The organism is Nocardia anaemiae NBRC 100462 (genome assembly GCF_001612725.1).
Taxonomy (GTDB): domain Bacteria; phylum Actinomycetota; class Actinomycetes; order Mycobacteriales; family Mycobacteriaceae; genus Nocardia; species Nocardia anaemiae.
In genome coordinates, this window is sequence record NZ_BDAZ01000019.1 from 107598 (window position 1) to 121012 (window position 13415).

General features: G+C 65.2%; 12 protein-coding genes. 5 read left to right on the forward strand and 7 right to left on the reverse strand.

Features of this window, described 5'->3' with window-relative positions:
* Positions 1-140 precede the first annotated feature (140 nt).
* From NA5_RS13710 to NA5_RS13720, 3 genes are read right to left on the reverse strand one after another with little or no spacing between them, the layout of a single operon-like run.
* A complete protein-coding gene (locus tag NA5_RS13710; protein ID WP_062985660.1) occupies positions 141-1778 on the reverse strand; it encodes an ABC transporter permease in 1638 nt (545 codons plus the stop codon).
* A complete protein-coding gene (locus NA5_RS13715; protein WP_062985669.1) occupies positions 1775-2707 on the reverse strand; it encodes an ABC transporter ATP-binding protein in 933 nt (310 codons plus the stop codon). The genes NA5_RS13710 and NA5_RS13715 overlap by 4 nt, the downstream gene beginning before the upstream one ends.
* Positions 2707-3357: a TetR/AcrR family transcriptional regulator gene (locus tag NA5_RS13720; RefSeq protein WP_084484105.1), complete on the reverse strand. Its 651-nt coding sequence runs from the start codon at positions 3355-3357 to the stop codon at positions 2707-2709. Before NA5_RS13720 ends, NA5_RS13715 begins: the two co-directional genes overlap by 1 nt.
* Before the next feature lie 227 nt (positions 3358-3584).
* Here NA5_RS13720 and NA5_RS13725 point away from each other — a divergent pair, with 227 nt between their 5' ends.
* A complete protein-coding gene (locus NA5_RS13725; RefSeq protein WP_062985671.1) occupies positions 3585-5537 on the forward strand; it encodes an acyl-CoA dehydrogenase family protein in 1953 nt (650 codons plus the stop codon).
* Positions 5538-5542: 5 nt separating this feature from the next.
* On the opposite strand, the gene NA5_RS13730 is transcribed toward NA5_RS13725, so the two are convergent.
* From NA5_RS13730 to NA5_RS13745, 4 genes are all read right to left on the reverse strand, one after another.
* A complete protein-coding gene (locus tag NA5_RS13730; RefSeq protein ID WP_063813357.1) occupies positions 5543-6175 on the reverse strand; it encodes a phosphatase PAP2 family protein in 633 nt (210 codons plus the stop codon).
* Between the two features lie 67 nt (positions 6176-6242).
* Entirely contained in the window at positions 6243-7145 is a 903-nt protein-coding gene (locus tag NA5_RS13735; protein ID WP_062985673.1) for a nuclease-related domain-containing protein, read from the reverse strand.
* 90 nt (positions 7146-7235) lie between these two features.
* Positions 7236-8627, reverse strand: a complete 1392-nt coding sequence (locus tag NA5_RS13740; RefSeq protein WP_062985675.1) for a DUF2252 domain-containing protein — start codon at positions 8625-8627, stop codon at positions 7236-7238.
* Positions 8628-8826: 199 nt separating this feature from the next.
* Positions 8827-10521: a GMC oxidoreductase gene (locus NA5_RS13745; RefSeq protein ID WP_062985680.1), complete on the reverse strand. Its 1695-nt coding sequence runs from the start codon at positions 10519-10521 to the stop codon at positions 8827-8829.
* A 269-nt stretch (positions 10522-10790) separates the two neighbouring features.
* Between NA5_RS13745 and NA5_RS13750 the strand changes: the two genes are divergently transcribed.
* From NA5_RS13750 to ftsR, 4 genes are all read left to right on the forward strand, one after another.
* On the forward strand, positions 10791-11360 hold the full coding sequence (locus NA5_RS13750; RefSeq protein WP_062985784.1) for a CDP-alcohol phosphatidyltransferase family protein: 570 nt from the start codon (positions 10791-10793) through the stop codon (positions 11358-11360).
* Positions 11361-11400: 40 nt separating this feature from the next.
* Positions 11401-11799: a glycine cleavage system protein GcvH gene (gcvH, locus tag NA5_RS13755; protein ID WP_062985687.1), complete on the forward strand. Its 399-nt coding sequence runs from the start codon at positions 11401-11403 to the stop codon at positions 11797-11799.
* Between the two features lie 170 nt (positions 11800-11969).
* On the forward strand, positions 11970-12455 hold the full coding sequence (garA, locus tag NA5_RS13760; protein WP_062985688.1) for a glycogen accumulation regulator GarA: 486 nt from the start codon (positions 11970-11972) through the stop codon (positions 12453-12455).
* A 73-nt stretch (positions 12456-12528) separates the two neighbouring features.
* Positions 12529-13365: a transcriptional regulator FtsR gene (gene ftsR, locus NA5_RS13765; protein WP_062985689.1), complete on the forward strand. Its 837-nt coding sequence runs from the start codon at positions 12529-12531 to the stop codon at positions 13363-13365.
* Positions 13366-13415: the final 50 nt, after the last annotated feature.

Below are 13415 nucleotides of genomic sequence, written 5' to 3' on the forward strand. Positions count from 1 at the left end.
CTTTGATAACGGAGCAGACGTTACCCACAGCTGATGGATGTTCCCATTGGTGAAAGGCGCACTGGCGCGGACACTGAGGACATCGAAAGACGCCCTGCAACGAGCGGTGAAACTCGTTGCAGGGCGATGGTTATCCGAATTCAGCGCAGATCGCGGCGACGGAAGCCCACGATCCCGACCCCGAGCAGTACCACTACGATCCCGAGCAGCCACAGGATCGGTGTGGCCTCGAAGGATGAGCCGGGCAGCTTGGGCGGGTGCGCGAAAGGAACCAGATCACGGACCCACTGCGGGAGTCCGTCGAGCGCGCCGATGACGAAGATGATGATCATCGTGCTCAGCACGCCCCAGGCGACCGGGGTGTAGCGGGGCGCGAGCCCGTAGATCGCCACCGTGATCGCGGTGAGCACCCACACCGCGGGCAGTTGTACCGCCGCGGCTGCGAGGCAGTCGCCCAATTTGCCCGCCAGATCGCCGTCGGAGATGCCGTAGATGACTCCGACCGCCGCTCCCGCGAGGAACAACAGCACCACCGGTCCGAGCAGCGCGATGCCGATGTGGCTGAGCGCGTAGCGTTCTCGGCTCACCGATCCGGCCAGCGTGGCCTCGGCGCGCTGGCTGGACTCCTCCTCGTGCAGCCGCAGGACCGCCGAGATGGAGTAGGCCGATGCCGCGATGGCCAGCATGCTCAGGGCGAACGTGATGAACGAATTCTGCAGCACATCGGTGCCGCCCATCCGGTTGATCACGTCGCGGACCTGCTTGCTGTTGTCGAGCATATCGCCGACGCTGTTGATAGCGCCGCCCATCAGTGATCCGTAGAGCACGAAACCGATGGACCAGGTCAGCAGCGAGCCGCGCTGCAGCCGCCACGCCAGTCCGGCTGGACCGGAGAGTGTGGACGCCGCTACCGGTGCGCCCGGTCGCTCGGCGAGCAGACCTGAACCCGTATCACGTTGCCGCAGAAGGAGGTACGCCGCGCCGGTAGTCGCAATGGCGACGGTGAGCAGTGGAATCAGCACCCACCAGCGCTCATCCGCGTAGGGCCGCATGTTTATACACCAGCCCAGTGGCGAAACCCATGACAGCACACCGTTTCCGGCGTCGCCGACCGCGCGCAGCGCGAAGGCGGTGCCGAGTGCGCCGAATGCCACCCCGCGCGCGACCCGCGCACCCACACTCACCTGTGCCGCGACGGCGGCGACTCCGGCCCAGGCAAGACCGGAGCAGCCGAGTGTCGCGCCGTAGGCCAGTGAACCAGCTGCGGGCAGGTCACTGCCGTAGAGCGCGAGGGCACTCAGGATGGCGACGATCAGACAGCCGGTCGCTGTCATGATCATGGCGGCGGTCAACCCCGCATAGCGGCCGATACTGGTGGCGCCGACCAATTCCGCGCGACCGGTCTCCTCCTCGACCCGAGTGTGCCGGATGACCGTGAGGATCGTCGCGATCGCGATCATCGCGTAGAACGGCCCAGCCTTCCACAGACCGATCGAGCCGAGATCGGTGCTGAACACCGGCCCGTACATGGCAACGAGCGCAGGGCTTTCCATCACCGACTTCGCGGCATGATCGAGATCGGCCTGTGTGGTGTAAACGGCCTTGGCGCTGCTGACGTAGAAGGCGGGCAGCAGCCCGAAGGCAAGTACCCACAGCGGCAACACAATTCGGTCGCGACGCAGGAACAGTCGCAGCAATTGGGCGGTACCGGCGAAGTCGGACGACCCGCGCACGGCGGGTGCGGCGTAATGGCGGCCGCCCGCGGTTGCGGTTGTCATGATCCCACCTTCTCCATGGTCGCCCTCGCCTGCTCGGAGGTCGCGCCGTCGACGTGGTAGTGCCGCATGAACAGCTCCTCCAATGTCGGCGGCGCACTGGTCAAGGTGCGCACACCGGTATCGCCGAGGACTCGGATCAGCTCGCCGAGATGTTCACCCTCCACCTGGCAGCGCAGGGTCGACCCGTCGAGTTCGATATCCTCGACGCCCGGGATCCGGCTGAGATCGCCTGGGTCGCCGAGCAATTCGGCGGTGATGGAGGTACGCGAAAGATGCCGCATATCCGACAGCGATCCGCTCTCCACGGTGCGCCCGGCCCGGATGATGGTCACCCGGTCACACAGCACCTCCACCTCGGACAGGATGTGACTCGACAGCAGAACTGTGGTGCCGCGCTGATTTGCCTCCTCCACGCATTCGCGAAAAACCTGTTCCATCAACGGATCCAGGCCCGAGGTCGGTTCATCGAGCAGTAGCAGGCGCACATCGGAAGCGAGCGCGGAGATCAGGGCGACCTTCTGCCGGTTGCCCTTGGAATAGGTGCGTGCCTTCTTGCGCGGATCGAGATCGAACCGCTCGATCAATTCGGCGCGGCGCTGGGAATTGATTTCCCCGCGCATTCGAGCCAGCAGGTCGATGGTCTCCCCGCCGGATAACGACGGCCACAGCGTGACATCGCCTGGTACATAAGCGATTTCGCGATGCAGTTCGACCGCATCGGTCCACGGGTCGCACCCGAGCAGCCGGACCTCGCCGGAACTGGCCCGCAGGATGCCGAGCAGGATACGGATGGTGGTCGACTTACCCGCGCCGTTCGGGCCGAGGAAGCCATGGATTTCGCCTTCGCGGACCGCGAGTTCCAGCCCGTTCAGGGCGGCGAAGTGGCCGAAGTTCTTGTGCAGGTCGCGAACTTCGATGATGTCGGACATCAGATCTCCTTGCTGAGAGTGTCCAAAATCGTGGGGTCTGTGAGTAATCCCTGGGTGTAGAACTCCAGGGCGGGGGGCGTGAGCTCTTCGGTCAGCTCACGGATTGCCTTGCGGTAGTCGAGTTTTTCGCCGCTTTGCTGGCGCATCTGCATGTACAGCACGGTCGCGCCGACGTTCAGCATCATCAGGTATCTGGCACGCGCCGCCGGATCGCGACTCGGTTTGATCACTCCGGCGTCGACGCCCTGCTGGATGTAGACCTCGGCATCGGCGGTCATATGCTCGAGCAGCGATTGCGCCATGGGCCCGCCTGCCTGCAGGCTGCGCACCATATAGGCGACCAGTGGACCGTACTCCTCGATCTCGGCCAGTGCGGTGAGCATGCCTTTCGCCACCGACGGCGCCGTGATCGCCTTGGTTTTCTGATCGCGGATCAGCTGCAGCACCCGCTCATCGCAGGCGGCTCGCAGCCCATCCTTGGAGCCGAAGTGATGGTTCACCAGTCCGGGGGAGACCCCCGCGGCGGCGGCGATGGTCCGCACACCGACCTGGAATCCGTGCTCACCGAAGACTTCGATCGCGGCATCGCGAATTCGGGCAGCGGTGCTGAGGTCGGGCGAACTCAGGTCCATGGCGCTGCCATGCCTGATGGGTAGCTGCGCGGCGGATCCTTGCGATACGGCTCTCTGGTTGAACACATGTTTAGTATGTTAAACACGCGTTCAATCGCAAGGCAAGAGCTTTACGAAGATGTCGTGTCACGATATTTTTCCCGACTGAATCCACTGGTCAGAACCCCCGGTGGCGGTCGACGCCAGGAACATCCGATCCGCCCAGGCGCCCCGCCAGGTGTCCGCGAAACGCTACTGTCGGGGGTATGCCTGACACCGAGACCGTCTCGACATCGGACCACCTCCGCGACGCACTCGACGGGCCATGGCGCGCGGTACGCGCCGAGGCCAGGGTGCAGCTGGCCGGAGATCAGTTCACCGGCGATCCCACTCTGGATTACCGAGCGGCGCGGGCGCGGGTGCTCGAGCAGATGCGGACGATCGCGTCGATGGGCTACGCGGAGCGTGGTTTCCGACGCGAGAACGGCGGCACCGGGGAACCGGGGGAGGCGGTGGTCGGTCTGGAGATGCTGGCCTATGCCGACCTGTCGCTATGGGTGAAATCGGGCGTGCAGTGGGGTTTGTTCGGCGGGGCCGTAGAGAACCTCGGGACCGAGCGGCATCGCGATGTGGTCAAGCGGCTGATATCACTGGATCTGCTCGGCTGTTTCGCGATGACCGAATCCGGCCACGGCAGCGATGTCGCGAATCTGGAGACCACCGCGACCTACGATCCGCAGACCCAGGAATTCGTCGTGCATTCGCCGACACCGTCGGCGCGCAAGGACTACATCGGCGGCGCGGCCGAACATGCCAGGATGGCAGCGGTTTTCGCGCAGTTGATCACCGAGGGGACCAGTCAGGGCGTGCACTGCTTCCTGGTGCCGATCCGCGATGAACACGGCGCCGACCTGCCGGGTGTGACCACCTACGACGACGGCCTCAAAGGCGGTCTGCTCGGCGTCGACAACGGCCGCATCGTCTTCGATCAGGTCCGTATTCCCCGGGAGAACCTGCTCAACCGGTACGCCGATGTCGCGCCCGACGGTACCTACAGCTCCGATATCGAGAATCCGAGCCGTCGATTCTTCACCACACTGGGCACTTTGGTGCGCGGGCGGGTCAGCGTCGGGGGTGCGGCCGCGGCGGGTGCGCGGGTCGCATTGAGCATTGCCACGCGATACGCGCTGAAGCGCCGCCAGTTCTCGGATCCGGACAGCGGCCAGGAGACCTTGCTGCTCGACTACCGCAGCCATCAGCGACGGCTGCTGCCGTTGATCGCCCGCTCGTACGCGCTCGCGTTCGCGCAGAACGATCTGGTCCGGCGTATGCATCTGGTGCAGACCGGCCAGGATCTCGATCCCGGCGCGCAGCGCGCGCTGGAGAAGCGGGCCGCCGGACTCAAGGTCGCGCAGACCCGATTCGCCACCCGCGCCATCCAGGAATGTCGCGAAGCCTGCGGCGGCGCAGGCTATCTCACCGAGAACCGCCTGGTCACGCTCAAGGCCGATACCGATGTATTCACCACCTTCGAGGGCGACAATGTCGTGCTCACCCAGCTGGTGGCCAAGGAACTGCTCACCGCCTACTCCGATGAGATCCGTGATCTGGACGCGCTGGGCTGGGTGCGCTTCGCCGCCACCATGGCCGGTGATGTGGTGCGCAAGCGTTCCGGTGTGCGGCAACTGATTCAGACGCTGCGCGACCGCAGTGACGACACGGTCGACGACGGCGACCTGTCCCGCCGCTCGGTGCAGCTGCAGCTGTTCGCCGACCGCGAGGACTATCTGGTGCGCACCGCCGGATACCGGCTGCGCGCCCGCGCGAAGGACACCACACCGTTCGAGGCGTTCAACAATGCGCAGGACCATATCCTCGCCGCGGGCACCGCACACATCGACCGACTGATTCTCGAGGCGTTTATCGAAGGTATTGCCGGAATCGAGGATCCGGCGGCGCGCGAACTCGCCGAGACCGTCTGCGATCTATACGTCTACTCGATGCTCGAGGAGAACCAGGCGTGGTTCATCATGCACCGGTTCATGTCGGTCGAACGGGCGAAGGCCGTGCGTCGCGGCGTCAATGAACTGGTCGACCGGCTGCGACCGGATGCGCTGACGCTGGTCGAGGGCATGGGGGTGCCCGAGGGCATGCTGCGTGCGGCGCTGCTGGATGATGCGAGTGTCTTCGATCGGGTCGGCAGCCATACCACGGTGTAGCGGATCTAGCGGTCGACACGCGTCTGTTCCGCGAGAAATCGCGCGGCGAGCTTCCAGCACACGACGACGAGCGCGATCGCCACCGCCGCTCCGCCGAGAATGTCGGTCGGCAGGTGATAGCCGAGGCCGATCATGCCGACCGCTGCGCAGACCAGTGCGACGGTGGCGATCACGATGGTGACGACACGCGCCCGCGTCGATTCGGCCAGCACGACGAACGCGGTGGCGATCGCGACCAGATGCACGGTGTGCCCACTCGGATACGCGAGATAGTCGTGCAGCGGTCGATCCCATAGCGGTTTGAGCACCCAGCTGTTGAGCCCGACCACGACCTCGGGAATCACCACCATCGCCACGGCCCGCCGCCACTGCCCCCGATGGCCGAACCAGGCGGCGGCCGCGAGCAATAGCGGGATCAGGATGTAGCCGTTGCTCGGAATCACCAGCGCCTGGTAGCCGCCGGGATGGTCGTCCAGCGCCGAGTGGATCGGCTGGGCGAGCGCGCGATCCAGATCGGTGGCAGCGCCGTCGCCGGGGAAGGTCAGCGGCAGCGTGATCGCGACAGCGAGGCCGACGAGCACCGCGCACAGCGCGACGAGGTTCGCCCGCACCCGGGCGAGCCACCCCTCCTGTTTCATGATCACCGCTCGACGATAGGGCACCCGCGAACAGACACCACCGGTCGCGGGCAGCCGACGCGTGCCGTCACCCCGGCCCGTAGGTCAATACCGCGGTGACCACGAACCAGATCACCCACGCGAAGGCGATGAGCATGCCCGCCGCCAGGGTGATCCGCATGAATGCCCGGCCGAGATCCATATCGCCGGGCTGCCGCGGATACAGCTTCCACGGGCTGTACCAGGGCGCCTCGATGACCATGGCCGGTGCGTTGGCATCCTTTTCGGCCTGCGCCAACTCCTCGGCATAGGCCTCCGCCTGCGCCTGGTTCGGGCCGCCGTGCCACAGCGTGATATCGATCGGGCCGAGGAACCCCTCCTGGATCAGCTCCTGCGGGGCGGGCAGATAGGGCAGTATGCCCAGGCTGCGGAAGGCCACCGCGACATCGTTGGCCGTCCATAGATGGATATTCTTCTCCGATTCGGCCAGCGTCTCGAAATAGTGCCGCAATCGTTCCGGATCGCTGCCGAGGATCACATCGAAACTCGGATCGCTCCATTCCTGTTTGACCGACAGCTCGGCGCCGCGCAGCGGCACGATCAACGCGACACCGTGCACCGCGCGCTGACCGAGACCGCGTGCGGCCAGCCAATTCTGCAGTGCGAGTGTATGTTCGCGCGACTTGTCCAGCGGGGTGCGGCGGTCGCGGCCCTCCGTGGCGACCGGCTCGCCGGAGATCGTCCACGGACCGCTGAGCGGCACCTCCAGCACGCCGTCCTGCCGCGCTACCAGTGCCTCGGCCTCGATCACCACGCAACTGGTCGGGGTCCAGACCACGGCGTCGAACTGATGCAGCCGATCGTTGTGGAACAGACTGCAATTCACCGTGGCGACGCCGTGCGGGCTGACCGGATCCTTCCAGGTGCGCAGCCAGTCGATCAGCGCCCGCTCGGCATTGGTGCCTGCCGGGTTCTGTACTCGCACGAGCATTCGCGACCGCCCTTCACGTCATCACTCGATGGTGGCAAGGATACGGACAACACGGCCCGCTTCGCCGCGCCTATGACCAGACGCGGCGTGTCACTGCGGTTGTTCGGCGTCGATCTTTCCAGCCCGCACCGCATCGACCAATTCGGCGTGGTCGGCCTCGGTTCGATCGGCATAGCGAACGGCGAAGCGTGCGATGGCATCCTCGAACGCCTCGTCACCGTCGAAATACCCGGCGAGCAGGCGCGGATCGAGGGAACGCGAATGTGCCCTGGCCAGCAGCGCACCGGCCAGCCTGCCGTAATCGTCGAGATCGTCCGAAGACAGCTCCGCCGGATCGATACTGCCCTTCATATTGCGGAACTGGCGCACCGTGAACGGCAGTTCGTCGGTCGGCAAGCGCAGTGTGGTCCAGCCGAGCAGAATATCGGTCTCGGATTGAACCAGTCTGGCGCCCTGCACGATTCGCTCACCCTCATGCGCTGGCGGCGGTGCGGGCAGGAATGGCGCAAGGGCCGAAGGGTTTGCCTGTTTCAGCTGCAGCACCAGCGCCTCGCCATCATTGCCGTGCAGCAGCGCCACATAGCTGTGCAGTCCTACGCTTCCGGTGCCGACAATGCGGAAGGCGGTGTCGGACACCGCAAATCGGGCCAGCAGATTGCGTCGGGACTCGCGCAGGGTTTCGCCGTAGCGCTCCAACCCATCGATGATCTCCTCGGCGACCTCTGGGTCGACCGGCGTGAGAATCGGTGGGTCACTGACGAATCGGTGCCTGCTGATTCCGGTCTCGTGGTCCTCGAGATGTTCGGTCCACTTTTCGACCACCTTGGCGCTGGTGTTCTTGCGCGCCTTCTTCGCGGCCTTCTTGAAGTCGTCGAGCAGATCATCGGCCCTGGCCCTGCTGATGATCGATTCGTCAGGCAGCGCGCTCCACGATTCCATGAACGGTTGCTCGGCCAGATGATCGATGGCGAGGCGGTAGGACCGGGCCGCATCCCGCGCGGCTCGCAGGCAATCGTCCTCTGCCGCACCGCCTTCGCGGCCCGCCAGCACCAGACTGGCCGCAAGGCGCTCCAGATCCCACTCCCACGGGCCGACGATCGTTTCGTCGAAATCATTGATGTCCATGACGATTTCGCCGCGCGGCGTGCCGTACAGACCGAAATTCGCGGCGTGCGCGTCACCGCAGATCTGCGCGGGCACCCCGGTGTCCGGACTGCCCGCGAGATCGGCGGCCATCAGCCCGGCCGCACCGCGATAGAAGGTGAACGGCGAGGCGAGCATCCGACCGATCCGCAGCGGTATCAGATGCGGCAACCGACCGGCATTGCTCGCGGCAATGAAGTCGAGCACCTCCGGTCGCGTCGACCAGGTCACCGCTCGATCCCGGGCACTGACCGGAACCCGCTGACGCAGCGCCCGCCCGCGGGCGCGGACGTCCTCGGCAGGAACATACGAGCGTAGATCGATACCACTGTCCAACACTGTGTTTATTTTGCAGCGCCTGCGGCGCTGCGTGTTCGCGGCCCCCTATGTCTCGCGTCCGAGCCGTCGAGACTCGCGCCTGCGGCGCATGCGCTTCGACGGCTCGGACGCGAGACGGGCCGCGAACTCCTCGCTCGTAAGATTCGCTCCGTGGTGGTCGCGGAGGCGGGTATCGGTGCTTCTGATGTATCCGGATCGGTCAGGTAGCTGGCACTGCGGGATCGACCGGTGTGATCGGCAGTCGCAGCGCACCCGGGGCGGAGGCGGGCACCGTTGGATGCTTCGGCGCGACGGGGGAGATCCGCTGATACACCGAACCCAGTTCCGGGCGCGGATCGGCCTCGTCCTTATTGGGCCAGAAGGCCATCGCGCGCTCGGCCTGTGCGGTGATCGTCAGCGACGGATTGACACCGAGGTTCGCGGTCACCGCCGAACCGTCCGCGACATGCAAGCCAGGATGTCCGAATACCCGCTGGTACGGATCGACCACACCGGCCTGTGGATCCTCGCCGATCACACAACCGCCGATGTAATGCGCGGTGGCCGGGATATTCAGCACATCCATGATCAGGCCGTGCGTATCGCCGTTCACCTTGGCGCCGAACCGGCGGCCGATATCGTGCGCCAGCGGAATCCAGGTCGGATTCGGTTCGCCGGTGCCCTGTTTGGTTTTCAACTGCCCGCGCTTGCGGTAGGAGGTCAGCGAATTGTCCAGCGACTGCATCACCAGCAGGATCACCGACTTCTCCGAGGCATGGCGAGCATTGAGGCTGCGCAGGAATACCAACGGGTGCAAAACGATTGCCAGCAGGAAGCGCAGGAATCGGAACGCGCCGCCGTCCACGATCGGCACCGACATCGGGAACAGCGCATTCTGGCCTTTCCCGTAGTGGCAGACCTCGATGTGGGTATCGGCCTCGGGATGGATCGAGGACGTGATCGCGATGCCCTCGGCAAAATCGCGGCGCGAGCGGCTGACCACATTGAGGATCGCCTCGGAATTACTGCGGGTCAATTCACCGAGGCGCGGAGACAGATTCGGCAGTATCGCCTCGTCGCGCATCTTGTGCAGCAACTTCTGCGTGCCGAGCGCCGCACCGGCGAATACCACCTGTTCGGCGGTGAAGGTATTGCGCTGCTTGCGGATCCAGCGATCCGAACGCTCGGTGTCGACCGCATAGCCGCCGCCGGACAGCGGCCGAACCGCGGTCGCGGTGGTCAGCGGATGTACCTCGGCTCCGGCCTTTTCGGCCAGATACAGGTAATTCGTCGTGGTGGTGTTCTTGGCATTGTTCGGGCAGCCGGTGAAACATTGCGCGCAATGCACGCAGCCGCGCCGGTGCGGACCCGCGCCGCCGAAGTACGGATCCTCGACCTCGGCGCCCGGATCGGCCTCGTTGAAGAAGACGCCCACATTGGTCGGGTGGAAGGTATTGCCTACGCCGAGATCGTCGGCGATCTCCTTGATCACCTCGTCGGCAGGCGTCATCCGCGGATTCGGGGCCACGCCGAGCATCCGCTGCGCCTGGTCGTAATACGGCGCCAGTTCGGCCTTCCAGTCGGTGATATGGGCCCACTGCTTATCGGTGTAGAAGTTCGGCAGTGGCTCGTAGAGGGTATTGCCGTAGATCAGCGAACCACCGCCGACACCCGCACCGGAGAAGACCGCGCATTTACCGAGCACACTGATCCGCTGCGGTCCGGTCAAGCCGAGTCGCGGAGCCCAGATCGATTTGCGCACATTCCAATTCGTCTTCGGAATATCCTCGGCGGGCCAGCGCCGCCCGGCCTCGAGCACCCCGACCCGGTAGCCCTTCTCGGTCAAGCGCAGCGCACTGACGCTGCCGCCGAATCCGGAGCCGATCACTACCACGTCGTAGTCGAATGCTGGCATGGTTTCCCTCTCTGAACCGTGCGACAACCATGTGAGATGGTTTCGCACTCATTCTGTCATCCCGGTCGGTGCGGCGTATCACACAGCAGGTCGGTACCCGAGAGTGTGCGCGACGGCGTGCCCGGATGGCGTAAACCGGGTCGGTGCGGTATGCACGGGCTGTGACAACCGAATCGGGGCAAACGGAACCGGGCGAGCGCGCCGGCTCCGGCGCGGACAACCCGGGAAATGCGGGCGATCCGGCCGCGGGCGGCGTCTTCGCCGACCGCATCTTCACCGTCCCCAACATCCTGAGCGTGTTGCGACTGGCCGGTGTGCCGCTGTTTCTGTGGTTGCTGCTGGTGGTGCGCGCCGACGGCTGGGCATTCGCCCTGCTGGTGCTCAGCGGCGTCACCGACTTCCTGGACGGGAAGCTGGCCCGCCTGCTCGACCAGTCGTCGCGACTGGGCGCACTGCTCGACCCGTTCGTGGATCGGCTGTACCTGGTGACCACCCTGGCCGCATTCGTGATCCGCGGTTTGCTGCCCTGGTGGGTCGCAGTGATCCTGATCGCCCGTGACGCCGTCCTCGCCTTGACTCTTTCGGTGTACAAACGCCGTGACCTGGACCCACCCGAGGTCATCTACCTGGGTAAAGCCGCCACCTTCAGTTTGATGTCGGCGCTGCCGTGGTTGCTGGCCGGTCAGATGGATTGGGCGCTGGCAGGTTTCGGCCGCGCCTTCGGTGGGGCATTCCTGGTCTGGGGCACGGCGGTGTATGTGTGGACCGGCGTGCTCTACATCTGGAAGGCTTTCGCCGTCGCGCGAGCGATACCGGCTGTGCCACACCGTGGTGAGTAGCGATTAGAGTTGCGTCGAGTCGACGACGAAAGGACGGCCTGTGACCCAGACCCCCGAGGATCTGCGCTACACCGAGGAGCACGAATGGGTGCGGCGGATCGGGCCGACCCGGGTTCGGGTGGGCATCACCGACTACGCCCAGTCTCAACTCGGTGACGTTGTGTTCGTGCAGTTGCCCGAAGTCGACAAAGAGGTGGCCGCCGCGGACAGCATCGCCGAGGTGGAGTCGACCAAGAGTGTGTCCGATATCTACGCCCCGCTCGCCGCGAAAGTCGTTGCGGTGAACGATGTTCTGGACTCGGCGCCGGAAACGCTGAACACCGATCCCTACGGCGATGGGTGGATCTTCGAGCTCGAATTGAGCGACGAGACGAGCGTGGATGCCGCGCTCGGTGAACTGCTGGATGCCGCCGGTTATCAAGGAGTTATCGGGGGCTGACCCAGCCTTCCCAGTTCTACCTGCACGGGTACGCCCTAGCAGGGTACGGTCAATGCCAACAGATGTGCCGGTGCTTGGCAGCCGGTGTTCTAGCGCCAGGATCCCCAGGTCGTGGCGGTGAAGGCAGCACCTGCTTGCATGGATAATCAGGTTCGAGGAGGAGAGAAACGGTGAGCGAGAACAAAGACCCGGGTTACGGGGAGACCGCGGCCGAGACGACGTCGGTCTTCCGCGCGGATTTCCTGAACGAGGTCGACGCGTCGCGCTCCGCTGAGGCGACCGGCGAACAGCCGGTCCAAGGGGTCGAGGGTCTGCCGGTTGGTGCTGCCCTCTTGGTCGTGAAGCGAGGCCCGAATGCGGGCTCGCGGTTCCTGCTCGATCAGCCGACCACGTCGGCGGGCCGCCATCCCGACAGTGACATCTTTCTCGATGATGTCACCGTCAGCCGTCGGCATGCCGAATTCCGGCAGGACGACGATTCCTTCCAGGTGGTCGACGTGGGCAGCCTCAACGGCACCTATGTCAACCGGGAGCCGGTGGACTCTTCGGAGTTGCAGAACGGTGACGAGGTACAGATCGGCAAGTTCCGCCTCGTGTTCCTCACCGGTCCGCGGGTCGAGTCGAGCGATTCGTCGGCAGGTGCGGGCAGCCTGTGACATCAACGGCACGGATTTCGCGTGTCGGGACTGTTGACAGGGAAGAACGCTGTGTCATGAAAGACTCGGTGCTATGACGGGCGCGGCGCAGTGGGCTCGCGGAGGCATGTCGATCGGCTCCGTGCTCGACCTGCTGCGACCGGACTTTCCGGATATCACCATCTCGAAGATCCGTTTCCTCGAGGCCGAGGGGCTGATCCGACCCGAGCGCACACCGTCGGGTTATCGCAGGTTCTCGATCGCGGACTGCGAGCGGCTCAGATTCGTGCTGACCGCCCAACGTGATCAGTACCTGCCCTTGAAGGTGATCAAGGAGCAGCTCGAAGCGATCGACAGCGGTGCGGCGACGCTCGGTGTGCGGGAAGCCCGCGCCCGAGCGCACTCCGGCCGCAACGGTGCGCCGGAGTCCGGGCACCCGCTGCTCGACTCCGAGTCCACCGCCGCACCCGCGGCGCACAGTTCCGCACGTGCCGCGGTGCCGCGCAGACTCGGTGTCGTGCCCGGTGAAATCTCGCCCGACGAGCTGCGATTCGATCACGAAATCCGGCTCACCCGGTCCGATCTGCTCGCCAGGGCCGAGATCGATGAGAAGTTCCTCGCCGATCTGATCCGGGCCAATCTGATCACGCCGGGCGCCGCTGGTTTCTTCGACGAGGATGCGGTGACGCTGGCCAAGACCGCCAAGGCGATGGCCGAATTCGGCCTGGAGGCAAGGCATTTGCGGGCCTTCAAGCTGGCGGCGGATCGTGAGGCCGCACTGGTGGCGCAGATCGCCGCCCCGATCGCCAAGAGTCGTGATGCCGGTGCGCGGGCCCGTGCGGAGGAGACGGTGCGCGAGTTGGCCGCATTGTCGCTGACACTGCACACCTGCCTGGTGAAAGCGTCGGTGCGATCCTCGCTCGGCGGCTGAGTTCGGCGGGTGCCTGGGAAGTTCGTTTTGCGTTCCAGACGGACAACACG